Source organism: Marseilla massiliensis, from assembly GCF_023336985.1.
GTDB lineage: Bacteria > Bacteroidota > Bacteroidia > Bacteroidales > Bacteroidaceae > Prevotella > Prevotella intestinigallinarum.
Genome location: NZ_JAMBLP010000023.1, coordinates 1 through 24,707 on the forward strand (window position 1 = coordinate 1; position 24,707 = coordinate 24,707).

Annotated in this window: 15 protein-coding genes; 9 read left to right on the top strand and 6 right to left on the bottom strand. The window is 55.2% G+C overall.

Features of this window, described 5'->3' with window-relative positions; all coding sequences use genetic code 11:
- Window positions 1-49 precede the first annotated feature (49 nt).
- Entirely contained in the window at window positions 50-232 is a 183-nt protein-coding gene (locus tag M3089_RS12990) for a hypothetical protein (protein WP_249084527.1), read from the bottom strand.
- Between the two features lie 188 nt (window positions 233-420).
- Between M3089_RS12990 and M3089_RS12995 the strand changes: the two genes are divergently transcribed.
- From M3089_RS12995 to M3089_RS13010, 4 genes are all read left to right on the top strand, one after another.
- On the top strand, window positions 421-1,734 hold the full coding sequence (locus tag M3089_RS12995) for a TolC family protein (RefSeq protein WP_249084528.1): 1,314 nt from the start codon (window positions 421-423) through the stop codon (window positions 1,732-1,734).
- 410 nt (window positions 1,735-2,144) lie between these two features.
- Complete coding sequence (locus M3089_RS13000; RefSeq protein WP_249084529.1) at window positions 2,145-3,176, top strand: HlyD family secretion protein; 1,032 nt, start codon at window positions 2,145-2,147, stop codon at window positions 3,174-3,176.
- Between the two features lies 1 nt (window position 3,177).
- Window positions 3,178-4,830, top strand: coding sequence for an efflux MFS transporter permease (locus M3089_RS13005; RefSeq protein ID WP_249084530.1), 1,653 nt, complete (start codon window positions 3,178-3,180; stop codon window positions 4,828-4,830).
- Between the two features lie 216 nt (window positions 4,831-5,046).
- Window positions 5,047-6,192 carry a DUF362 domain-containing protein gene (locus M3089_RS13010; RefSeq protein ID WP_249084531.1) on the top strand — a complete coding sequence of 382 codons (1,146 nt, stop codon included), beginning with the start codon at window positions 5,047-5,049 and terminating at the stop codon, window positions 6,190-6,192.
- Window positions 6,193-6,429: 237 nt separating this feature from the next.
- Here M3089_RS13010 and M3089_RS13015 read toward each other — a convergent pair whose 3' ends face one another.
- Both M3089_RS13015 and M3089_RS13020 read right to left on the bottom strand, forming a co-directional pair.
- A complete protein-coding gene (locus M3089_RS13015; protein ID WP_205109532.1) occupies window positions 6,430-6,759 on the bottom strand; it encodes a DUF3467 domain-containing protein in 330 nt (109 codons plus the stop codon).
- A gap of 273 nt (window positions 6,760-7,032) precedes the next feature.
- Complete coding sequence (locus M3089_RS13020; RefSeq protein WP_249084533.1) at window positions 7,033-9,870, bottom strand: hypothetical protein; 2,838 nt, start codon at window positions 9,868-9,870, stop codon at window positions 7,033-7,035.
- A gap of 899 nt (window positions 9,871-10,769) precedes the next feature.
- Between M3089_RS13020 and M3089_RS13025 the strand changes: the two genes are divergently transcribed.
- Together M3089_RS13025 and M3089_RS13030 are read left to right on the top strand one after the other, a co-directional pair.
- Window positions 10,770-11,312, top strand: coding sequence for a hypothetical protein (locus M3089_RS13025; protein ID WP_205109528.1), 543 nt, complete (start codon window positions 10,770-10,772; stop codon window positions 11,310-11,312).
- 546 nt (window positions 11,313-11,858) lie between these two features.
- The gene (locus tag M3089_RS13030) at window positions 11,859-12,302 is read left to right on the top strand and encodes a tellurite resistance TerB family protein (protein WP_205109526.1); all 444 of its coding nucleotides are present in this window, start codon (window positions 11,859-11,861) and stop codon (window positions 12,300-12,302) included.
- A 188-nt stretch (window positions 12,303-12,490) separates the two neighbouring features.
- Here M3089_RS13030 and M3089_RS13035 read toward each other — a convergent pair whose 3' ends face one another.
- On the bottom strand, window positions 12,491-14,533 hold the full coding sequence (locus M3089_RS13035) for a leucine-rich repeat domain-containing protein (RefSeq protein ID WP_249084534.1): 2,043 nt from the start codon (window positions 14,531-14,533) through the stop codon (window positions 12,491-12,493).
- A gap of 719 nt (window positions 14,534-15,252) precedes the next feature.
- Entirely contained in the window at window positions 15,253-16,869 is a 1,617-nt protein-coding gene (locus M3089_RS13040) for a leucine-rich repeat domain-containing protein (RefSeq protein WP_249084536.1), read from the bottom strand.
- An 806-nt stretch (window positions 16,870-17,675) separates the two neighbouring features.
- On the opposite strand from M3089_RS13040, the gene M3089_RS13045 reads away from it, so the two are divergent.
- The 3 genes from M3089_RS13045 (at window position 17,676) to M3089_RS13055 (ending at window position 20,100) form a co-directional block, all read left to right on the top strand.
- Entirely contained in the window at window positions 17,676-17,987 is a 312-nt protein-coding gene (locus tag M3089_RS13045; RefSeq protein ID WP_249084537.1) for a hypothetical protein, read from the top strand.
- 22 nt (window positions 17,988-18,009) lie between these two features.
- Window positions 18,010-19,200 carry a leucine-rich repeat domain-containing protein gene (locus M3089_RS13050; RefSeq protein WP_249084539.1) on the top strand — a complete coding sequence of 397 codons (1,191 nt, stop codon included), beginning with the start codon at window positions 18,010-18,012 and terminating at the stop codon, window positions 19,198-19,200.
- 72 nt (window positions 19,201-19,272) lie between these two features.
- Complete coding sequence (locus tag M3089_RS13055) at window positions 19,273-20,100, top strand: DUF2971 domain-containing protein (protein ID WP_249084541.1); 828 nt, start codon at window positions 19,273-19,275, stop codon at window positions 20,098-20,100.
- Window positions 20,101-20,309: 209 nt separating this feature from the next.
- Here M3089_RS13055 and rpoC read toward each other — a convergent pair whose 3' ends face one another.
- On the bottom strand, window positions 20,310-24,680 hold the full coding sequence (gene rpoC / locus M3089_RS13060; RefSeq protein ID WP_249084543.1) for a DNA-directed RNA polymerase subunit beta': 4,371 nt from the start codon (window positions 24,678-24,680) through the stop codon (window positions 20,310-20,312).
- Between the last annotated feature and the right edge of the window lie 27 nt (window positions 24,681-24,707).

Below are 24,707 nucleotides of genomic sequence, written 5' to 3' on the forward strand. Positions count from 1 at the left end.
ATTACGTGAAAACAAGAAATCCGGAAGTTACGTCCTATCCTTATTTTTATTATTTTTGCAGCCTGAAAAATGGAATGACCGGCAAATGAGTGCTTATAAAATCATTTACAGAAACAAGATTCACAGTTTCCACTTCTGGGGCGTCGCCGCTCTGATTTAGCGACGCCGCACGGTCTTTCCAAACCATATCCACACCGTAAACATTAAGTAGGTGTTCAAAATTAATTGCCATCAAATTGTGCGCTATTTCGGAGATGCATGCCAAAGTCCGAAGAGAGAGCGTAGCGGGCTACGCGACCGATGAGACTTGGGTATGCGGCCCGAAAGAGCACACAAGATGGTGGCAAAGACATGGAAGACACCTGCTAGGTCAATTATCTCGGTTAATTTTGAACAGATACTTAACCAACATCTTTATTTATGAGCAAAACAAAAGGGCTCATAGTGCTGCTATGCTCTGCAGCACTGTGCAGCCATGACCTTCATGCCCAGCCGCGCACGATGGGCATCGACGAACTGTTGAGCCTGGCCGATGCCAACAGCCAAAGCATCAGGGCCTATACCACCGGAACGGAAGCGGCCGGCGAGGCCCTCAAAGCGGCCAAGGCAAACCGCCTGCCCGACATCAGCGCATCGGCATCGGCCAGCTACCTGGGCAACGGCAGGCTGTGGGACAGAGACTTCGGCAACGCGCTGACCATTGGCATGCCTCACTTCGGCAACAACTTCGCCATAGAGGCCCGCCAGACCATATATGCCGGAGGGGCCATCGACGGCAGCATACGCCTGGCAGAGCTGGGCCGGAGGCAGGCCGAACTGGACCGGGAGAAGAACCGGCAGGACACGCGCTTCGAACTGCTGGGATGCTACCTCGACCTGTACAAGCTGAACAACCAGGCCCGGGTGCTGGAAAACAACATTGAACTGGCCCAACGGGTGATTGCCGACATGAGGGCGAGGCGCGAGCAGGGCACGGCCCTGAAAAACGACATCACGCGCTACGAACTGCAGGTGGAGTGCCTAAGGCTGCAACTGACCAAGGTGACCGACGCCGCAACCATAGCAAACCACAAGCTGACCACCACGCTGCACCTGCCCGTGAGCACGCTGATTGTGCCGGACACGGCCATGGCAGGGGCTGAAGTGGCGGCAGAGGGCGAAGCCTACTGGCAGGCCATGGCCGACATGGGCAACATAGACATCAAACAGGCCGCCAACGACATAGAGGCCAACAGTCAGAAAGCCCGGCTCGAGAGGGCCGGGCGGCTGCCAAAGGTGGCCATGGTGGCTGCCGACCATCTGGACGGGCCCATAACAATCGAGGTGCCCGCGCTCGACAACAACTTCAACTACTGGTTTGTGGGGCTGAGCGTCAGCTATGACATTTCGTCGCTGTTCAAAAACACGGGCAGGCTGAAGCAGGCCCGGCTCAAGGTGAGGCAGGCGGCCGAAATGCACAGCCTGGCCCGCGAACGGGTGGAAAACGCCGTGCAGGCGGGATACACCAACTTCATGACGGCATTCAAGGAGGTGGACACCCATGAGAAGAATGTGCAACTGGCCGACGAAAACTACCATGTGACTAACAACAGATACCGCAACGGCCTGGCCTTGCTCACCGACTTGCTCGATGCGGCCAACGCTAAGCTGGGCGCCGACCTGGCACTGGCAGACGCCCGCATCAACGTGATTTTCAACTATTACCGCATGAGGTATCTTACGCATACGCTATGAGCCGAGGGAGGGATGGATTGGGAGGTAGAGGGAGTTATGAGAAGGCAAGAAGGAGTTAGAGGACATTTGACACGGACGGATGCCCGGGAGGTAGAGGGAGTTATGAGAAGGAAAGAAGGAGTTAGAGGACATTTGCCACGGCTGGATGCCCGGGAGGCAGAGGGAGTTATGAGAAGGCAAGGGGGAGTTAGAGGACATTTGCCACGGACGGGGGCCCGGGAGGCAGAGGGAGTTATGAGAAGGCAAGAAGGAGTTAGAGGACATTTGCCACGGACGGATGACCGGGAGGTAGAGGAGCTGGAAGAGCTGGCAGACAACTGCCTTAGCCGGATGCCTTGGGAAGACTGTAGAGGCGGAAAGCATATACTGAGCAATAACAAACATTAAACAACAATACAAATTGCATGACTATGATTTCAAGAAATACTAAAAAGAGAATATACAACACTGTGGTGATAGCACTCATTGTGGCAGGACTGGCGTATGTCTGCTCCCGGTTTGTGCACCCGGGAGTGGAATACACCGACAACGCGCAGGTGGGACGACACATCACACCGGTGAACTCGAGGGTGCAGGGCTTTGTCAAGAAGGTTTGCTTCGAGGAGTACCAAACTGTGCACAAGGGCGACACGCTGGTGATAATAGAAGACGCTGAGTTCCGCCTACGGCTGGCGCAGGCCGAGGCCGACCTGGCCAACGCCACCTCGGGCAGAAGGGCCACGACAACGGGCATTGCCACAACACGGAACAACCTGTGGGTGAGCGACGCCGGAATAGACGAGGCCAAGGTGCAGATGGACAACGCCGAGCGCGAATGGAAGCGGTACAGGCTGCTGCTGGCACACGACGCTGTGACGCAGCAGCAACATGACAATGTGAAGACGGCATACGAGTCGGCCAAGGCCCGCTACGAGGGGCTGACGAGGGCCAGGCACTCTACGGCCCTGGCCAAAGACGAACAGGGCCACAGGCTGGAACAGAACGAGGCGGCGGTGAGGGTGGCCGAGGCTGCCGTCGACCTGGCACGGCTAAACCTTTCGTACACGGTGATAGTGGCCAGCTGCGACGGAACGACCGGACGCAAGGGCATACACGAGGGCCAGCTGGTGCAACCGGGACAGACGATGGTTGAGATTGTGGACGATTCCGACCTGTGGGTGACGGCCAACTACCGCGAGACGCAACTCAACAACATCAGCGTGGGCGACGAGGCGGTGCTGACGGCCGACGCCGTGCCGGGCGTGACATACACAGGAAAGGTGGAGGCCATATCCGGCGCCACCGGCGCCGCCTACTCGCTCATACCGCAAGACAACGCCACGGGCAACTTTGTAAAGGTGGAGCAGCGCGTGCCGGTAAGGATAACCCTTGCGGGCAACGACGCCGACAAGCTGAAGCGGTTGCGCGCCGGCCTCAACGTGGAATGTAAAGTGAAGCACTGACATGGGAGCACCGGTAACCAACGGGCCGTTCGCCATGCCCATGATGCGCCGCGCTGTGCCGCGCAGGCTGCAACCGTGGCTTTACGTATTCATGGCCGTGACGTTCCAGCTGTCGGGCGGACTGTACCTCGGCACCATGGCCGAGATGATGGGCGAGACGGCCATGATGCGCGAAGACTTGCTCATGTGCCTCTACGCCAACCTGGCGGGAATGGCCGTCTACTTCCCTATTCTGTTCAGGATGAAGTTCAGGTTTACCAACAAGACGCTGCTCGCAGCGGCCGCCACGGGCGTGATGGCCTGCAACCTGGCCGCCCCGCACATATCGTTTCTGCCGCTGCTGTGGGCAGTGTGCTTCGTCGAGGGCGTGTGCAAGATACAGGGAACGTTTGAGTGCATGTCGACCATACAGCTGTGGATGACGCCCAACCGCGACTTCACTGTGTTTTTCCCCATGCTGCATATCGTGATATTGGGCAGCATGCAGGTGGCCGACATAGCCGCAACCACGCTGATGCACCACTACCACTGGACGGCGATGCACTGGCTGGTGGCAGGACTGATGATGGCCGACCTGCTCATAATAACGCTGTGCACCCGCCACTTCCGCATAGTGAAGAAGTTTCCGCTGGTAGGCATCGACTGGCTGGGGGCTCTGCTCTGGGCCCTGTTGCTGCTCGAAGTGGCCTACATGCTGGCCTACGGCGACTACCACGACTGGTGGGCCAGCCATGTGATGATGGCGGTGGCGGCCGCGGCGGCTGCGACCCTGGCGGCATGCGTGGGCCGTATGCTCCACATTCGCCACCCGTACATAGAGCCGCAGATGTGGACTTACAGGCACTTGGCGGCCATACTGCTGCTCATCACAGTGGTAGAGATGCTCATGGCGGCAGAGCGCTCGCTCGAGGAAGTGTTCTATGAGGGCGTCATGCACTACGACGCCACGGTGAGCATGAGGCTCGACTGGCCTGCGATGGGCGGCATAGTGGCAGGCTGCCTCTTCGCCTTCCGGTGGATGCACGTATGGCGGCTGGGCTACCTCAGGCTGCTGGCTGTGGGCATAGCCGTGCTGGCCTGCTACCTGGCGGGGTTCTATTTCACCCTGTCTGCCGACATCCACATATCACAGCTCTACCTGCCCGTGGCCTGCCGCGGATTTGCCTACGCCGTGCTCAGTGCCACATTCATGGTTTGCCTGGAGGAAACCATGACGTTCCGCCACTTCTTCCAGGCTCTGAGCGTGTTCAACATGCTGCACATGGTTGTTGGCGGCGTGACGGGGTCGGCCATTTACACCGAGGCCCTGCAGTATCTAACGGCCGACAACACGGCCCGCTACGGGGCGGCGATAGACCGAGTGGCGATGCCCGGAGGCACTGGGGCCGTGGCCCGGATGATGGCGGAGTTTGTGCCACGCACGCTGGAGGTGGGCCTGAAACAGATTTACGGCTGGTGCACCTACGCTTGCCTGGCGCTGCTGTTGCTCTTCATGCTATACGACGCACCCATGCGCCGTGAGCTGAAAAAGATGCCGAGCTGGAGGCGGCTGCGCCGTGAGGTGGCCGCCGAGGTGGCCGAATGTCACGGTGGCAACGCCCACGACGGCCACGCGGAAAGCAGGTCGCAAGCTAAGCCCATGGCCGGCGAATGAACAGGCGGACGCAGGGCCGCAGGCAAAATACCGACGGGATGGGGCAAGAAAAAGTAATGCGTCTACACAGATAACCACAGAAAAAGGTTAACTTTGCATTGTCTTTGAATAAGATTGGCGGCACCCGGGCAACAGGCGGGCAAGCCCGCAGTGGGCCCGTTTGCATTATCTCTGAACAAAATACTTTATGAACGAAAACGACAAGGAGCAAACACTATGAACGAAACTCTGACGAAAGACACATCAAAGGTGTTCTTCACCGACTTCCGCTGCCGCCCCGACGAAGGGCCGGCCGACAAGCTGAAAAGGCTAATCAAGGCCGCCGGCATTGGCAACATCGACATGGACGGCAAGTTTGTGGCAATAAAGATGCACTTCGGCGAGCTGGGCAACATGAGCTTCCTCAGGCCGAACTACGCCCGGGCGGTGGTCGACGTGGTGAAGGGCCTGGGCGGGAAACCGTTTCTCACCGACTGCAACACGCTGTATCCCGGCAGCCGCAAGAATGCCATCGAGCACCTGTACTGTGCGTGGGAGAACGGATTTACACCGCTCACCGTGGGCTGTCCGGTGATAATTGGCGACGGGCTGAAAGGCACCGACGACGTGGACGTGACTGTCAATGGCGGCGAATATGTCAAGGCGGCCAAGATTGGGCGCGCGGTGATGGATGCCGATGTGTTCATATCGCTGACCCACTTCAAGGGCCACGAGATGACGGGCTTCGGCGGAACCATCAAGAACATTGGCATGGGATGCGGCTCGCGGGCAGGAAAGAAGGAGCAACACTGCAACGGAAAGCCGCAGATTGACCCCGGAAAATGCAGGGGATGCAAGCGATGCATGGCGGAATGCGCCAACGACGGACTGCACTTTGACGGGCAGACGCGCAAGATGAGCGTGGTGACAGACAACTGCGTGGGCTGCGGAAGGTGCGTGGGGGCATGCAACTTCGACGCCATATCGTTTTCTAACGACGCTGCCGTGAAGGAGCTCAACTGCCGTATGGCTGAATACACCAAGGCGGTGGTGGACGGAAGGCCAAACTTCCACATATCCATTGTGTGCGACGTATCGCCAACGTGCGACTGCCATGCCGGCAACGACGCGCCCATACTGCCCGACGTTGGCATGTTTGCATCATTCGACCCCCTGGCCCTCGACCAGGCCTGCGCCGACGCTTGCCTCAGGCAGACGCCACTGCCAAACACTCAACTGACCGAAGCCATGGCGTCACCACACTTCCACGACCATCACGACCACTTCGACAACGCCAACCCCAACACTGAATACAAGACGTGCCTGGCGCATGCCGAGAAGATTGGACTGGGAAACAGGAAGTACGAAATAATCAAGAGGTAATAATTAAGAGTCAAAAACGGCTCACCAGATAAATCCAGGGTTTATCGGGTGGCCCTTAAAAATTAAGGGGTAAGAATTAAAAAATAAGAGTCAAGAGTTAATAGAAATAGTTTTGTGGTCTGCATTGCAGCATTCGTTAAGATATCTCTTTAAACTCTTAACTCTTATTTTTTAATTCTTAATTCGTCTCTCTTTCGCTGTTAATTCTCAATTTTTCAATTCTTAATCCTTAATTCTTCACGCTTCTCCCTTGCCCACGTTGAAGGGTGCAATGGTGCGTGGGCCGGCCTCCTGCTGTGAAGGTATCTTTATCTGTCCGAACTCGCGCTCGTAGCGAACGATGTTCTCCTGCAGGGCCATGAGCAGACGCTTTGCGTGCTCGGGGGCCAGGATGACGCGGCTCTTCACCTGTGCCTTGGGCACACCGGGAAGGATGCGCGCAAAGTCGAGCACGAAGTCGCTGCTTGAGTGGGTAATTATGGCAAAGTTGGCATATTCGCCCTGTGCCTTGTCTTGCGGCAGTTCAATCTGCAACTGCCCTTGCTGCTTGTTTTCGTTTTCGTTCATTGTTGTTCTGTTATTGTTTAAAGTTAAGTGTGTCAGTCTGTCGCATAAAGCAAGGCCATGCGGCTGGCATATAGAAAAAGCCTCCATAAAGCAAGCCCACCTTGCGTATGCATTGCAAAGGTAGCGATTTTTATCCATAAAGCCAAAGGCCAGCGGGTGTTTTTTTACACCATCCTACGCCGGGCACGACCAGCCATGCCTGGCTGGCCCTTTCCCCCCGACATCACGCAGGCCCTTGCTCGGGGGCACGGCAGCCGACAATGCACAGCCCCGTCATTCACCGACAACCATGGTCCCCGCAGGCGTGATGCCCTCGGCAGACACCGCAAGGCGCCTGCTGAAACCATTGTTGTGGAAGTGAAGCGTGGCCCGTCTGTCGCGGCCCACAACCACATTCGGGTTCCAGTATACAGTGCGGCGGCAATCGGTATGCTCCGGCAGCGGCGCATGGCTGTAGTCCGGGCAGTAGAACTCTACGGGGCGGTTGAACCCCGCGAAGTTGATGCGGTAACCCATGAACTCGGGCAGCGAACTGCCGTCGGCATAACGCCCATCGGTTATGAAGTCGAAAATGGAGGTTACCGGGTGGTCGTTCTCTTTGGGCATTGATGAGCCATGCTCCGGCAAACGTATGCGCCTGTAGGCCGACACGCGCTCTCCGAACCGGCCGGGGCTGTAGGCCAGGCGCCTGTTGTCGTTGTCGGCATAGATGCGCAGCAGCCTGAAATTCTCGTCATGAGGGAAGAACCGGTATCCCTCGGGCAGGTTGCCGGCAGAGCCAACGACCGCCCTGTAGCCCCTGTCGGGAGAGAGTCCGTTGACAAAAGCCCTGTGAGTGCCGTCAAGGCCGAAGATGTAGAGCAGCTCGTAGAGGCCGCTATAGAAAGGCGCGCTGAAGCTGTTGCTGTTGACCGACCTGCACTCGAGCCCGCCGAGGCCCCTGTACTGATTCCAGCGAAATGGCTGTATGTCGCCGAAGATGCCCGACAGCCACGCCATAAGGCCGTCGATGTCGGCCACGCACACCGGGCGCGCATCAAGGAAGTTTGTCCACCGGCGCCTTCTCACCTTGTCGATGCCAGCCATGACATAGCTCCCGCTCAGGCTGTCGTAAGCCACATACTTGCCGGGACGGCCGGTTGTGGCCATGAACGCCCGGCCGAATATGTTCTCGTCCCACGGGTCGGCCATTGCCGCCGTCTCGTAATAGCCGTAGTCCTTGGGCAGCGGCGACCATTGATTAAGCGGCTCTACATGCCTGCCCAACAGGTGGCCCGGACGCCTGTTGCGCCGCTTTGGGTAATTATGACCGGCTATGTCGCCCTTGTCTCCACCTGCGCTGTCTCGGTTGAGAGCCAACGACAGTCGGCCACTGCCGAAGAAAGGAGGGAACGACAGGGTAAACACGCCGTCGCTGCCCACACGGCACTCACCGCCGAAAATGCTGTCGGGCGAGAGCACCATCTCCGAAAACACCCACAGTTTCTTGCCGCCCACCGGCTTCCACAGCGTGCGGTCGCGCCACCCGCCGTCGTCGAGCACCCGCCCGCGGAACACGAGCGAGCGCTCGGCCATGGGCATTGGGCAAAGGCTGTCGCCCGACATCATGAGCTCGAAGTCGTAGCGCGTCCACCCCTGCACCATCATCAGCAGGTCGAGGGCCGAGCGGTGTTCGGCATCGTCGGCCTCGAAATAATATGCCGGATGGGGCACAAAGCCCTTTATCTCTGACGACAGCAACAGGTAGGTAAGCACGTTGCCAGTGTCGTAGGTGGCCTCACGGCTGTCGGCATCGGTCACAGCGAGCGAGAAAGTGAGCGAGTCGGGCAGCCCGCGGCCACCCACCGGCGCGACAGTGCAATCGAGCGTCACGGGAGCGTAGGGCAAAACGCCGGCCGAATCGCCCCGCACGGCCACGCGTAGTCGGCATCCGGCCATGTCGTGCTTGTTGACAAAGGCCATGCGCTGGGCCACCACACGTCCCGCGGAAGTATAGAGTGTGACCACGTTGACGCCCGTACGGAGCAGGGCGGTGTCTACAGACAGCACCGTGCCAAGCGACGAACGCAGGTCTACCACACCGGCATAGCCAGTCTGTCCGCGGCATGTCACGCTGAGCCCAAGCACCATGCCCTCTGTGCGGGCGTTGCGGGCAACGCTGATGCGCAACCCCTTTGCCGACGGGAACACAGCGAGCGAATAGCCGCGGCGGCGGGCCTTGGGCAGCGGGAAACGGTAATCGCGCCCGCCATAGGCCAGTTTCAGCTCAAGGCCGCTGACAAGCAGGTCGGCACTGTCGGCATCAGCCGTTGCCGAAAACATGCCCCGCCCGGCATAGTCGGTCTTGAAGCACCCTATGGAGTCGCCCCCACGCATCAGCGCCCCGGCCACATTGAGCGTGCGCCCAGCTTCGGTACGGGCCTGAAAGGCTATCCGCGTGGGCACACCGCTTACGAAATTGCCGCCCTCGGGATAGAAATCAACGTGCAACCCGTCGCCCGCCGTACGTGCAAGCGCCGACGTGGCCTTGGGCTGGCGCAACATGCGCCTCACTGAATAGCGGCAACTGTCTACCGGCTCGTATATGGGGAACACCCGACTGAACACACCGGCATTGCCGTTGAGATAGCGTTGGAAACGCTCACCGTAGTGTATGCGCGAATCGCGGCTGCGCAGGCGGCTCCACCCATGGCTGTCGCCGGGGGTGAAGTTGAGCATCCATGCCGTATATGCCCTTACCTCATAGAACCCGGCATTGATGGTATCCGACAGCTCAAACGACCCGTCGGCCTGACCGCCTCGCAGTGGCAGTTTCTGGGTCTCCACGGGATAGCCCATCGGGTTGAGCAACTCGACGTAAAGGATGCGGCTGAGCGGCGCGGCACGGAAGTCGCTCCCGCCAACCACGTATGCCTTGTACCAGATGCGCTCGCCCTTGTAATATGATGTGTTGTCGAAGTGGAGATATACGCGCTCCTGCGGATAGGCAGCGGCAAAGCGGTCGAAATTGGCCTGGCACACGGCCAACTTGAGCGAGTCAGCACCGCCGGCCCACGCTACCCCGGCTGATGTCAGGGCGAAGAGAAATACAAACAGAACTCGTAACGTCATAAGGCAAACACCGATTGGCAGGCGCCACATACAGCCATACCTGCATCGCAGAAAGCATGCAGGCCTGCCCGGGGGCTGTGGCAATGGCCATTTCTGCCATCGACGCACACCCGACACAAGGCAAGCTGCACGCCCGGCAGCAATGGCAAAGATACGTATTTTTGACGAAAGATGCAACTCCGTGGGGGCCTCAGTGTAGCCATCTGTCGGTTATTTTATCAATATCGGCTCATCGTTCCGCCGTATGCTTGCCCTGGCACCGACACAACACGTGGCAGACACCGCCCACCTATTGCCGCCGCGGCCATTTGCCGCCCCAGCCGTAACAACCTTTTGCTGCGGAATGATGGGGTCGGCATGCCGTCTTTTCAACTCAAGGCCGCTCGATGGCAGCACCCTGTCAAGGCACAGAATAAGCCCACACAACACTTGCAACGGCAACTAAAGCCATTCGACGGACATCAAACAGGGAAACTAATTATTCGGTTTCACGGCAGATTCTTGCGTTTAACAATTTTTGTACCGCATGAACAAACCGTGCTGTTTTAATGAATTACTTTTGTGAATGACATACAGACAGACATCAGCACACACTGCAAGGGGCAAGCCCATGGCGCTTAATACCATGGTGCTGAAGCCACAACGATAATGACCAATACCAACATTCAAGCCCAACAGGCAGGCGGCACCCTATACAAACCCATTGAATTGCCGTGCAGATTGGCCTGTGTCGCGGCCTAAGGGGCAACAGGTTCGGCTGCATCAGATGCACCCCCAAAAGGCACTGACGGGTATGGGGGAATCCGGAATAGAAGATATAAACGCAAACAACAACCCTTGTCGGCCTGACTACCGGCCGGGGGGCAATGCATAACAACAATAACTAAAAACTTCTTCGTATGAAAACCTACATTTGCACACTGCTGCTGAGCATGGCATTTGCCTTTGCACATGCACAGACTGAACCGGAATTTGAGTTGGAACCGTATGTGTTCAACCTGGCAGATTCGACACTGGCGTCGCCCCTACCCTGCGAAAGCGCCTACAGCAAGGCCAAGGCCGCTGCGTCATTGTATCTTACCGGCATCGGCAAGGTAAAGTCGTACTACTACATCAAAGGCGAAAGCTCGCCACTAACGATAGACAAAAAGAAAAGCAACATAATAATCAACACCGGGGGCACGTCGCCGCAACAGACGCTGAGCATCATCAAGCTTAGCAACATGGGCACAAAGAGAAGATGGAAGACAGGAGAGGCCGGCACGTTTACCGGAGCATCTGCAAACGAAGACGACGCCGTGGTGCTGAAATACAAGAGATACGGCAGCGAGTCTGTCATCATCAGCACGGCCGGCCTTGAGCCCGGCGAATATTGCCTGGCCATAACAAACATGATGACAAACACCAAGTCGGCCAAGGTGTATACATTCAGGATTGAATAAGAAACAGCTCATTGAACGATGGCTGCTTACCGCCAAGCCAACAGGATGGCGGCCATGGCTGCGCCAACGCCACATGGCGGCCGGGCCACAAAAAAAGCAAGACCGCCGGGCATGGCTTAAGCGCCCGTGTGATGACTGGCAAACGGCCCACCCTTTTTTACGCTCTTCATGCCTGCCGCCTTGTCTCTGAGCTACCCGTTACACAGAGACAAGGCGGCAGGTCAACCAACCCGACAACAAAACCAAACCGCTTTTGGCATATAAATGCCTAAGGCTGCTGCCATTGCAACAAAGGCAAAGGCAGCACAACTACACGTATATCTACAGCAAACCTACGCAATGCCACCGAAAGTGACACGCAAGCCATTGACGGAAAAAACCGATGAACGCATTGTTCAATACCATCCAAGCCCTTATTCTGTGTCACCGCAATATCCGTAAGTTAACGTTTTTTATCAATGGGGGGGGGGAATTATACAGAATATAACTAACTTGCAGCCGAATATTTGAATAAACATTATTACAAACACCTAAACATTTATCATCATGGGACTATTTGATAAACTTTTCCAGGCTGCGCCTGAACAGACAAAGCTGACGCAACAAGAAGCCTTCGCCGGTATAGCCGTAGCCATAGCCGGGGCCGACGGAAGCATAGCATCGAGCGAATGGGACGGAATAGTGAACTACATCCAGAGGTTGCGCATATACGACAACTTCTCAGACCAGGCTTTCAACAAGCTGTTTGACAAACTGTTCAGGATATTGAAGTCGCAAGGGGCGGGAGCGCTGGTGAAAGCTTCGGCCGAGGAGCTTTCAGAAGAACTCAGGCTTACGGCATTTGCCTGTGCGGTAGACATAGCACTGGCCGACGGCGTGCTCGAAGACAGCGAGAAAGACATCATCAACCAGCTGGCGTCAGCACTGGCCATCCCCGAGAATACGGCAGTGTCCATCATCGAGGTGATGCTGATAAAAAACAAGGTATAGCAAGGCTGTCCGGCAGCTGCACTCGGCAGCCACCAACAGTACTGGCTGCCGCTGCGCCAAGCCGGCGCCAAGCCAAGGTGGCAGAAATCATACGCAAGACAAAGACATCCATCCCGCCTGCTTTAGCCGGGATGGATGCCGCTTTTTAAAGACCATATACCAACGGAGGGGCGAGCCCTGCGCCACGGTTACCAGACCACCTTCTTGCCACGGCTGATTACAATGCCCTTGTAGCCGTTGCCAACCCTCACGCCGCCGAGGTTGTAAACGCCGTCGGGCTCATCCCGTTTCACATCGGTGGCTTTTATGCCGTCGGCCACATCGGCGGTGACCTCCCAGCCCTTGGCCACGGCAGAGGCCACATCTGCCGACGACGTGCCGGGCATGTCGCTGATGTTGAGCTTTCGGGCATAGGCCTTGTTGAACTCGTGTATTGTTACGCCTGTCACGTCGGGCAGCGAAAGTATCACAGCGTCTATCTGCTCTTTGCCCATAAGGTTGCCTTGCATTGACAGTCCTGTCAGCCCGGCGTTGCCGGTGATGTCGAGGTCGGCAAGCCTGTTGTTTTCAACCGCCAGCCACTCTATTTCGGAGTTTTGGGATATGTCGAGCACCGATAGCTCATTGCTTGCCAACTCCAGCTGGAAAAGATAAGGATAGCCGGCAAGGTCGATTGATGAAAGGCGGTTGCCGGAAAGCCCCAACTGCATCAGGTCGCTTGCGCCGATGGGCGGAAACTGTGCCAGCTTGTTGTTGTTGAGCGACAGAATGACGAGAGCATTGTTGTTAGACAGGTCTATCGACTCCAACTCATTGCCTGCGGCATGCAGTTCTTCGAGCGAGCCACAGTATGAAACGTCGAGCGAAGCCAGTTTGTTGCCATCGAGAGTGAGCCACGTGAGCAACGGCTGTATGCCCATTTCAACCGTGGCCAACTCGTTGCCGTCGGCATGCACCTCTTCCAGCGAGCCACAACCCGACATGTCTATCGACCTCAGCTTGTTGCCACGGACAGAAAGCAGCACCAGCGAGGGCTTGCCTTTAAGGTCCAAAGCCTGCAGCTCATTGTTGTCGGCATTAAGCTTTCTCAGTGCCCTGCAGCCCGACACGTCGAGCGCGCCGAGATTGTTGTTGTGCACATACAGCACCTCGAGCCCCGAAATGCCGCCCAAGTCGACCTGCGTCAACTCGTTGTTGTCGGTTATCAACGTCGTTAGCGCCCCACACCCGGACAAGTCTACGCTACGCAGCCTGTTGCCGGCAACATGGAGCGTGGACATCGCCGACTTGATGCCAAGCACCATCGACGACAGTTCGTTGTCGTAGGCAAACAGTGATTTAAGCGCTCCGCAATCCGACACGTCGAGCGTTTGCAACTTGTTGCCGTTCAGTCGAAGTGACTCGAGTGCCAATTTGGTGCCAAGGCTTATAGACGACAGCTCGTTGTTGGCGGCGTTCAGCTCCTTCAGGCCCGCGCTGGCCGACACGTCGAGCGAACTCAGACGGTTGTGCTCGACGAGAAGCGTCTCGAGCGCAGGGTTACCGCTCAAGTCTATCGACGACAACTCGTTGTCTTCGGCGCTCAGCACCTTAAGCGCCTCGCATCCAGACAAGTCGAGCCCGCCGATTTTGTTTTTCTCGACATAAATGCCCGTAAGCTTCGAGTTATTGCCGAGGCCAACCGAAGTCAGTTCGTTGTCAAAAGCAATCAGCATGTCAAGCGAACCACAGCCGGACACATCGATTGCAGACAGTTTGTTGCTGCCCACGGAAAGCACTTCGAGCAACATCTTGCTGCCCAACACAAGCGACCTCAGCCCGTTGTTGGCCACGTCGAGTATGCTAAGCGACGGACACATGGAAACGTCAAGGTCTGCCAGGTTGTTGTTGGGAACTTTTATCACGTCCATGTCGGGCTCGTTGTTGATGACAACACTGGTGAGGCTGCGTTTGTCGGCATGCAGCATCCTGATGTTGCTGCCATACACCCTCAGTGTGTCGTCCATTAGCGTGTTCGACAAATAGCCACCGTAGTCATAATCTCTCCTGACGCCATCTCCCCAATCCAACTGGAATGTCGAGGTGGAGGCTATGCCTATTTCAACATTATCGCCTACAAGGGTTTCTGGAAACACGAGCAACATATCGGGCTTATCCCTTTCTTGTGCATGAACCGAAAGGCATGCGGATGCCAAGGCACCAAGCAACACTGATTTAAACATTCTTTTCATAATTAGTATAATTTTAAATGAACATTGCAAATATATACAAAATAATGATTGACACATATATTATATAGGTGCTTTTATCGTCGAACAGAGTCTTTTTTATGTTTTTAACAATAATAAGACAAATGCCATAAGTAGGTGGTCAAAATTAATTGCCATCAAATTGTGCGCTATTTCGTAGATGCATGCCAAAGTCTGAAGAGAGAGCGCGGCGGGCTTCGCCACCGATGAGACTTTGGCATGAGGCCCGAAAGAGCACACAAGATGGTGGCAAAGACATAGATGACACCTGCAAGGTCAATTGTATCGGTCAATTTTGAACAGCTACCTATAAACCTGCAACGGCCTACATGCCGCATGAGGCGAGGCTTTTCGCTTTCATCATGCAGCAACGACGATTAGGCACAACCGCCGCCACCGGGGCAGCAAACCGGCCCCGGCGCTACCCGCCACGCCACGGCCACAGCCAGCAAGCCACAGGCCGGGCAACACCCCGAAAGCGCCCACCTGCGCAACAGACCCTCGAGGTGCCTGCGGAATTGCATCGGGCCACGGCTGCAGGAATGGCACTGAACGGCAGCGCCCCCCGTCTCATCTGTTCGATGATACGGGGGGCGCCCATAATCCAAAGCGTGGAACAGCCCGGCACGTAATGCCCTGCCGGGGGATAATGGCGCTGGCACCATGCACCGACGCACCGACGCCAAAGGCATGCAGCCCGATTACCTTACCACTTTCTTGCCGTTGCTGACCACAACTCCCTTGTAGTCGTCGCCAACCTTCATGCCGCGCAGGTCGTAGGCGTCGGCAGAAACCTCCGGCCGGACTCCGGCCGGGCGTATGCCGTCGGCCACATCGGCGGTGACCTCCCAGCCCTTGGCCAGGGCAGAGGCTACGTCGGCCGACGACGTGCCGGGCATGTTACTGATGTTCAGCTTACGGGCAAACGCCTTGTTGTTGTAGTTTATTTCCACACCGCTGACATCGGGAAGGGCAGATATGACCCCGTCTATCTGCTGCTTGTCCAAAAGGTTGCCCTGCACCGACAGTCCTTGCAGGCCCGCATTTCGGGTTATGTCAAGACTGCCAAGCCTGTTGTCTTCTACAGCCAGCCACTGCAGGTTGGTGTTCTTTGTGACGTCAATGGCAGAAAGGCTGTTGTTGCCCAGCTCCAGCCAATACAGATATGGATATCCCTCGAGAGAGATTGATGTGAGCCCGTTGTTGTCGAGCTTAAGCCAACTGAGGTATTCGGCCCCAAAGGGCGGGAATTCGGTAATGCGGTTGCTGCCCAACTTCACCTGCTGCAGACGGGTGTTGGCCGACAGGTCGACAGACTCGAGTTCATTGTTGCTTGCAAGCAGTAGGGAGAGGTCGCGCAGACTGCCGGTGTCCAAGGCCCTGAGCCGGTTGTTCTCAACGTTCAACCACCTAACCTTCTTGTTGTTGCCCAAATCGAGCCCGGCCAGTTGGTTGTCGTAGAGATACACACCCTCAAGATACAGGTTGGCGGCAAGGTCGATGGCTGTCAGATAGTTTCCGTTGGCCGTCAACGTCTTCAGCGACTGGCATGCCGACACGTCGAGCGTGGCCAGCCTGTTGTCTCCCACAAATATCTCGGTAACACTGTTGTCGCCTTCAAGGTTTATCGCTGTCAACTCGTTGGCGTTGGCACTCACGTAGTCGAGTTTTGTGCATCCGTGCAGGTCTAACTCCGAAATACGGTTGGAGTCGCATATCACCTTATAAAGCACGTCGTTGTCGGTGGGAAGGTCCAGCCGGGTAAGCTCATTGCATGAGACGTCAATCTGGGATATGTTTGTCCACTTGCTCACATCGAGCGCGCCCGAGAGCCGGTTGCGGCTCAGGTCGACAACCACTGCCCCCGCTTTGTTTTCATCGCCCAATGTCACTTGCGTCAGTTCATTGCCGCTAAGGTAAAGACCGCGGAGCAAGGGGCACATGGAAACGTCGATGGTCGACAGATGGTTGTTGTTGGCAAGAATCTTGCTCATTGACGGCTCATTGTTGATGACAATCCCGGTGACATCGCAATTGTCGGCAAGCAAAATCATGATGCCGTCGCCGTAGACCTTGAGTGTGGTCGACTGAAGCGTGCCTGAGAAATAGTCGGCACCGTCGTAATCTTTCATCACGCCGTCGCCCCAGTCCATCTTGAACGACGATGTGCCGCCAATGCCTATCTCCACTGTCTTGCCCACGAGAGAGTCGGCGAAAGTTATCAACATGTCGGGCACCGCCGTGCTTTCCGCATGAAGCGAAAGACAACTAAGGGCCATAACGCAAAGCGATGTAATTTTTAACATAACCTTTTTCATATCGCATAATTTTAGTATTCAGCGCAAATATACATAAAAGATGGCCAAGTTGTCTTTCCAACCGGCAAATTCTGTCGACAAAGACCCATTTTTTCATGTTTGTTTCGCCAATGCCGGCAACCGGGCCATGCCGGGCTGCCCCCACACTGCCACGGCCGCAGCCGCCTTGCTTTGACGCCGACGCACCGTGCTCCACGAAACAGGCCCCGGCGCCCCGCGAAACGGCCCGTTTCGGCCTGCAAGACGGCCCATACGGGAAGCCCATACGGCACGTTTTTGCAACGCGCTGCATGGCATATTCATAAAAAACGTGCGTTACCTACTGTACTCACATCGGCAAAGTTCTTGCACAAGAACTATCGAAAAGAAAAAAATAGGACTTTTCTGCATCTACTTAAGAAATAAATCACTATCTTTGCAGTGTTATCCCCAAACAGAAGCCACGCAATGGGCAAGATGGGAGGGGAGGCATATATATGGATAAGGCGTTTACTGCGCTTTGTGCTTGACGTTCTGAAATCTCGCAAATTACAGGTACAGTCAGGAACATGGCAACAGTGATGCCCTACGGGATGTGCATGTTCATGTCCTCTTGGTCGGTGTGGCCTCGTCCACATCGGCAGAGTTGGATTGCATTCATATCTGGCGTGGGCTTCTGTGTTGCTCGTTCAACTGTACCGGGCAATGCGAGAGCCTCAGAACGTGGGACGAGTGACGGCAAGAACTCCCACGCTTTCTTCGTATATATAACCCCTTGTATTTATTATCCCGGTTGGGGAGGTTACGGGAACAACATTTATATATATATGGAGAAAGATTTAGTTCCTAACCAGGACTATCTGCGCTTGATTTATGAGCATCTTATGAGCGATGCGTTTAATTGCAAGCGGGGCGACTATCCTTTTGCCGATGCCAACCACTATGACAACGTAATGAACCACGTTGACAAAACGGCGGCGTATATTGAAACGGCCCTGATTGTGCTGTCTGACAAAATGTCGGCCAAAAAAGAAGAGATTGCCAAACAGATAAAGCGCATCGAAGATGCCACAACACCTACGCCCGAACTGCTTGACGAAGTGCTAAGCGACTTATACAAGAGCGGCATTGCATTCTAACATCAACAAAAACATCTTTACAATGACGATTAAGAGATTTATGATTTGCCTTTCGCTTGCGATAGCAACGATGGGCTTCACTGCGTGCAACAGCGGAGATGACGATGAGCCTGGGAATATTCCCGGACAAGGCAACGGCCAAGGCGGAAACATAGGATTCACGCCTGAACGAATCGTCGATGTAAGTCAAGCCGGCACACTGCCAGAAAAAATCAGTGAAGTCGACATGTACAAAATCAAGAGCCTGCGCCTGACTGGCGTGCTCAACGGAACGGATATCCTGTTTTTGCGTAAGATGGCCGGCAGAGATGAACAGGGCTATGCAACCGGCGGCATCTTAGAGAACCTCGACATCTCTGACACAAAGATTGTCAGCGGCGGGGAAGCGTATTATCAGGGATACAAAACCAATTATGATGAGATTGGTGATTATATGTTTTGCGAGTTGCCATCACTCAAGATTGTTTTGCTGCCGAATGAGGCAACAGAAACAGGCACTCACGCGTTTTATAATTGTGCAAACTTGACATCTGTAAAGATACCGGAAAAAATCACAAATATTGGGGACTATACTTTTAATAATTGCTACAGTTTAACATCCATAAACCTCCCCAAAGCACTAACCGATATAGGAGAAGATGCTTTTAGTGGATGCTCTTCTATCGTTTCCATCACAATACCAGAACACATCAAATACATCAAGCAGGGAACGTTCAAAGATTGTACCAGTCTGGCATCCGTCATTTTGCCCGAAAACCTAAAAAGCATTGCCTCAGGATCACACCCAAATCCCGATGGGTATGGAGAGGTTGATGGCTATAACGGTGCTTTCACGAATTGCAAATCGATAAAAGAAATCAATATTCCCAACAGTGTAACCAACATTGGAAGCTTTGCTTTTATGGGATGCTCCGCATTGGAATCAATAAAACTTCCTGACGGCATTATATGGCTCAGAAAAGCTTGTTTTAAAGATTGCTATAACTTAAAATCAATAACAATTCCACAGGGGGTAAGGTATATTCTTGCACCCTTTATTGGATGCAAGTTAAATAGCGTTTATATCAAAAACAGCACCCCACCATATACACGGGCCAAAATTATAGATTGCGAATCAACAATCCTATATGTGCCACGCGGTTCGTTGGACAAATACAAGAACGACAAATACTGGGGAACCTCATTCGCCGACATCTTGGAATATGACTTATAATCAATAACAACGTAAGACATGCAGGGTGCTTTCGCGCCCCTGTATATCCATATCGCAATAAAACAGAAGATAATGGAAACAGAAAACATTAAGAAAAATTTCTGTGGGATGGAACGCCTATACCATTTCACAGAGTTTGAAACGGTTCTGAAAATCATTGAAAGCAATAGACAACATTTCGGCAAGCTAAAAGGCACGAACGACATCTGCGAGAACAGCAAAGTAATTTACACCAAGATCAAAGCAGGAAGTATTCCTGAGTGGTATGACCAAAGAATGGCAAGCGAGCTTAGCCACTACCAGCAGATGAGCTTAACCTCTGACGGAAAAAGAAGGAAAGGCTTCGACCTACAACAGATGTGGGGGATGTATGCCGATAACGGCAAAGGGGTATGCCTCGTTTATGACAAGAAAGAGATTGTAAAAGCACTCTCCACTGAAGACTTTAAAGGCCCTGTAACCTATGAAATGGAAGTCACCCCGGACACAACAATAGAAAATGTTGAAGACAAAGACCTCACGGCATACATAAAAAAGAACAAGAATTTCCTGTTTTTCCGCAAACGAAAAGAATGGGAGTGGGAGCAAGAATACAGAATAATAAGGCGAAGCGATAACCCCGAAGCCACGGAAGAAATAGACATATCCAAGGCATTGAAGTTCATTATCGTATGCAAAGCGGAATCGTTAGATCCAACATACAGCGTGTTAGGCAGCAAAGAATACAAGACCTTAAAAAAGGTGGCCGGAGGAATCCCTATCCTGACATACTCTCACTTCTGCGATGACATGATATTGGCATCAGACACAGACTGCACAATATGGAGTTACCGCTATGGATGCAACCAAGAGTTTACCCCGGACGACAGTAAACTAAACATAGGAATGACTGAGGTCTGAAGAACTTTGAAAGCCTTTGCTTCGCAAGATCATATACATGAGCTTTGTATTGTGTAAGCTCTTCCAAAATTGCACTGCCAGACAAAGGCAAAACAATGGATAATATAAACCCGTCGAGGGGTGCAGCCTCTTCAGGCCGCACCCCTCGACGGATTTATTGGTAGGTGCACCGCGCAAAGGCGGCGCACCATTGATAAGCATTATGTGGGTTATGCCTGCGGCTCGGTGGCCACGGCCTCGGCAGGCTTCTCCTCGGCAGCTGCGGGCTCGCTCTCTTCGTCGCCGAAGTCGAGCACGTTTTTGCGGTTGGCCTGCATGCGGTCGTATTCCTCCTTGGAACCGACGATGAGCTTCTCAAACTCGCGAAGGCCTGTGCCGGCAGGTATGAGGTGACCGCAGATGACGTTCTCCTTCATTCCTTCCAGATAGTCGACCTTGCCGCGGATGGCTGCCTCGTTGAGCACCTTGGTCGTCTCCTGGAACGAAGCGGCCGACATGAAGCTCTTGGTTTGCAGGGCGGCACGGGTGATGCCCTGGAGTATCTGGGTAGACGTTGCCGGGACGGCATCACGCACCTGAACGAGCTTGAGGTCGCGGCGCTTGAGCATTGAGTTCTCGTCGCGCAGCTTGCGCACGGTGACAATCTGGCCCTTCTGCAGGTTGTCGCTGTCGCCGGCGTCAGTAACCACCTTCTTGCCCCAGATGCGGTCATTCTCCTCTGCGAAGTCGAGCTTGTCGACAATCTCCTGCTCAAGGAACGACGTGTCGCCCGGGTCGTTGATTTGCACCTTGCGCATCATCTGGCGCACAATGATCTCGAAGTGCTTGTCGTTTATCTTCACACCTTGCAGGCGGTAAACGTCCTGCACCTCGTTGACGATGTACTCCTGCACGGCCGTCGGGCCCTTGATGGCCAGGATGTCGGCCGGGGTGACAACGCCGTCGGACAGCGGTGTGCCGGCACGCACGGCATCGTGCTCCTGAACCAGAATCTGCTTGGAGAGCGACACGAGGTACTTGCGCTGCTCGCCGGTCTTGGATGTAACGATAATCTCACGGTTGCCACGCTTTACCTTGCCCATGGTGACCTCGCCGTCGATTTCGCTGACAACGGCCGGGTTGGACGGGTTGCGGGCCTCGAAGAGCTCGGTGACACGGGGAAGACCTCCGGTGATGTCACCGGCCTTGCCCACGGCACGAGGTATCTTGACGAGGGTCTCACCGGTCTTTACGGTCTGTCCGTCCTCAACCACCACGTGGCCTCCCACAGGGAAGTTGTAGGTGCCGACCTTGTCGCCGTTGGCATCGATGATGTCGCAGGTTGGAACCTTCGACTTGTCTTTCGACTCGGTGATAATCTTCTCGGTGAGTCCGGTGGTCTCGTCGGTCTCGGCACGGTAAGTAACACCCTCGATGACGTCGTTGAACTTAAGCGTACCGGCGTACTCGGTGACAATCACGGCGTTGAACGGGTCCCACTGGGCAATCTTCTCGCCCTTGGCCACGATGTCGCCCGTCTTGTGGTAGAGTGACGAACCGTAGGGCACGTTCATCGTAGAGAGCACTATCTTGGTGTTGGGGTCTACGAAGCGAACCTCACCCAGACGGCTGACCACCATCTCACACTTGCGCCCGTCTTCATCGAACGGCACCGTGCGCAACTCCTCGAACTCCAGACGGCTGTCGTTCTTGGCGAAGATGGCGGCGTTGGCAGCGGCGTTGGCAGCCACACCACCGGCGTGGAACGTACGCAGCGTAAGCTGAGTACCGGGCTCACCGATGGCCTGTGCGGCTATGACGCCTACAGCCTCGCCCTTCTGCACCATGCGGCGTGTGGCCAGGTTGCGGCCGTAGCACTTCATGCAGACGCCGTGCTTGCTCTCGCAAGTGAGCACCGAACGAATCTCGACGCTCTCGATGGGCGAGTCTTCAATCTTCTGGGCAACGGCCTCAGTAATCTCCTCGCCGGCAGCCACGATGAGCTCGCCAGTGGTGGGATGTATGATGTCGTGCACAGACACACGGCCGAGTATGCGCTCGTAGAGGGTTGATATCACCTCGTCGCCGTTTTTCAATGCGGTGCATACGAGTCCGCGTAGTGTGCCGCAGTCTTCCTCGGTGATGATGACATCGTGAGACACGTCGACCAGACGGCGTGTGAGGTATCCGGCGTCGGCCGTCTTCATGGCGGTGTCGGCAAGACCCTTGCGCGCACCGTGGGTAGAGATGAAGTACTCGAGCACCGACATTCCCTCCTTGAAGTTGGAGAGGATAGGGTTCTCAATAATCTGTGCGCCCTCGGCACCGGCCTTCTGGGGCTTGGCCATAAGTCCGCGCATACCCGAAAGCTGGCGTATCTGGTCCTTAGAACCACGGGCACCCGAGTCGAGCATCATGAACACGGCGTTGAAGCCCTGGTCGGCCTCGGTCATCTCCTTCATGAGCACGTTGCCCAGGTCGTTGTTGATGTGGGTCCAGGTGTCGATGACCTGGTTGTAACGCTCGGTGTCGGTGATGAATCCCATGTTGTAGTTCTCGGTGATCTGGCGCACCTCTTCGTTGCCCTTCTCCACGAGTGCTGCCTTTTCTGGCGGTATGATGATATCGTCGAGGTTGAACGACAGTCCGGCGAGGTAGGCCATGCGGTAACCGAGGTTCTTGATACCGTCGAGGAACTCGCACGCCTCGGCGAATCCCACGGTCTTGATGACGTCGGCGATGATGTCGCGGAGGCTCTTCTTCGAGATGACCTTGTTGACATAACCAACCTCCTCGGGAATGATGCCGTTGACAATGACACGGCCGACAGACGTCTCAACCATCCTGTCGACGAGCTTCCCGCCCTCGTCAAGGTCTTTGACAACGACCTTCACCTGGGCGTGCAAGTCACACTTGCCCTCGTTGTGGGCAATGATGGCCTCCTCGGGGCCGTAGAACGTAAGGCCCTCGCCCTTGGCTCCGGGACGTATCTTTGTGATGTAATAAAGTCCGAGCACCATGTCCTGCGACGGCACGGTGATAGGTGCGCCGTTGGCAGGGTTGAGTATGTTGTGGCTCTGGAGCATCAGTATCTGTGCCTCGAGTATGGCCTCGTTGCTCAACGGGAGGTGGACAGCCATCTGGTCGCCGTCGAAGTCGGCGTTGAACGCCGTACAGGCGAGCGGGTGGAGCTGTATGGCCTTGCCCTCAATGAGCTTTGGCTGGAAGGCCTGTATGCCAAGACGGTGAAGCGTAGGGGCTCGGTTGAGGAGCACGGGGTGACCCTTCATCACATTTTCGAGAATGTCCCAGATAACCGGTTCGCGGCGGTCGACAATCTTCTTTGCGCTCTTTACGGTCTTCACTATGCCGCGCTCTATGAGCTTGCGTATGATGAACGGCTTGTAGAGCTCGGCAGCCATCAGCTTAGGCAAGCCGCACTCGCCCATCTTGAGCTCGGGGCCTACGACGATTACCGAACGGGCAGAGTAGTCGACACGCTTACCGAGAAGGTTCTGGCGGAAACGTCCCTGCTTGCCCTTGAGTGAATCGGAAAGCGACTTCAGCGGGCGGTTGCTGTCGCTCTTTACGGCACTGCTCTTGCGCGAGTTGTCAAAAAGGCTGTCGACGGCCTCCTGAAGCATACGCTTCTCGTTGCGGAGGATGACCTCGGGAGCCTTGATCTCGATGAGTCGCTTCAGTCGGTTGTTACGTATGATGACACGACGGTAGAGGTCGTTGAGGTCGGACGTGGCGAAACGGCCACCGTCGAGCGGCACCAGCGGACGCAGCTCGGGCGGGATGACGGGTATGATCTTCATTATCATCCACTCGGGGCGGTTGATGTTCTTGCTGCCACGGAAAGCCTCGACCACCTGCAGGCGCTTGAGGGCCTCGTTCTTGCGCTGCACCGAAGAGTCGCTGTTGGCGCGGTCGCGGAGCTCATAGGATAGAGAGTCGAGGTCTATGCGCACGAGCAGGTCGTAGATGGCCTCGGCACCCATCTTGGCAATGAACTTGTTGGGGTCGCTGTCGTCGAGGTAGTCGTTCTCGGGCGAGATGTGGTTGTCGAGCAAGTCGTTGTACTCTTCCTCGGAGAGCAGGTCAAACTTGTTTGAGCCAAGCAAGTCGTTGCCCTCAGAGTCTTTCTTGCCGGCCAGCAAGCCCGGCTGTATGACCACATAACGCTCATAATATATGATGGCATCGAGCTTCTTGGTAGGCAAGCCGAGCAGGTAGCCAATCTTGTTGGGCAGCGAGCGGAAATACCAGATGTGGGCCACGGGAACCACCAGCTCGATGTGGCCGGTGCGCTCGCGGCGCACTTTCTTCTCCGTAACCTCGACGCCACAACGGTCGCAGACAATGCCCTTGTAACGTATGCGCTTGTATTTGCCGCAGGCACACTCGTAGTCCTTGGTTGGGCCGAAGATGCGCTCGCAGAACAGTCCGTCGCGCTCGGGCTTGTAGGTGCGGTAGTTGATGGTCTCAGGCTTGGTAACCTCGCCGAAAGAGCTCTCCAGTATCTCCTCGGGAGAAGCCAGTCCGATGGTTATCTTGGTGAAATTACTCTTTATCTTGGAATCTTTCTTGAAAGCCATATTTACTTTTTTGTATGTTGTTATGTA

Coding starts and splice junctions, on each gene's coding strand:
- M3089_RS12990 (WP_249084527.1), bottom strand. CDS start 232: ATGGCAATTAATTTTGAACACCTACTTAATGTTTACGGTGTGGATATG.
- M3089_RS13030 (WP_205109526.1), top strand. CDS start 11,859: ATGGGACTATTTGATAAACTTTTCCAGGCTGCGCCTGAACAGACAAAG.
- M3089_RS13050 (WP_249084539.1), top strand. CDS start 18,010: ATGACGATTAAGAGATTTATGATTTGCCTTTCGCTTGCGATAGCAACG.
- M3089_RS13055 (WP_249084541.1), top strand. CDS start 19,273: ATGGAAACAGAAAACATTAAGAAAAATTTCTGTGGGATGGAACGCCTA.
- M3089_RS13000 (WP_249084529.1), top strand. CDS start 2,145: ATGATTTCAAGAAATACTAAAAAGAGAATATACAACACTGTGGTGATA.
- M3089_RS13040 (WP_249084536.1), bottom strand. CDS start 16,869: ATGAAAAAGGTTATGTTAAAAATTACATCGCTTTGCGTTATGGCCCTT.
- M3089_RS13010 (WP_249084531.1), top strand. CDS start 5,047: ATGAACGAAACTCTGACGAAAGACACATCAAAGGTGTTCTTCACCGAC.
- M3089_RS13045 (WP_249084537.1), top strand. CDS start 17,676: ATGGAGAAAGATTTAGTTCCTAACCAGGACTATCTGCGCTTGATTTAT.
- M3089_RS13005 (WP_249084530.1), top strand. CDS start 3,178: ATGGGAGCACCGGTAACCAACGGGCCGTTCGCCATGCCCATGATGCGC.
- rpoC (WP_249084543.1), bottom strand. CDS start 24,680: ATGGCTTTCAAGAAAGATTCCAAGATAAAGAGTAATTTCACCAAGATA.
- M3089_RS13020 (WP_249084533.1), bottom strand. CDS start 9,870: ATGACGTTACGAGTTCTGTTTGTATTTCTCTTCGCCCTGACATCAGCC.
- M3089_RS13015 (WP_205109532.1), bottom strand. CDS start 6,759: ATGAACGAAAACGAAAACAAGCAGCAAGGGCAGTTGCAGATTGAACTG.
- M3089_RS12995 (WP_249084528.1), top strand. CDS start 421: ATGAGCAAAACAAAAGGGCTCATAGTGCTGCTATGCTCTGCAGCACTG.
- M3089_RS13035 (WP_249084534.1), bottom strand. CDS start 14,533: ATGAAAAGAATGTTTAAATCAGTGTTGCTTGGTGCCTTGGCATCCGCA.
- M3089_RS13025 (WP_205109528.1), top strand. CDS start 10,770: ATGAAAACCTACATTTGCACACTGCTGCTGAGCATGGCATTTGCCTTT.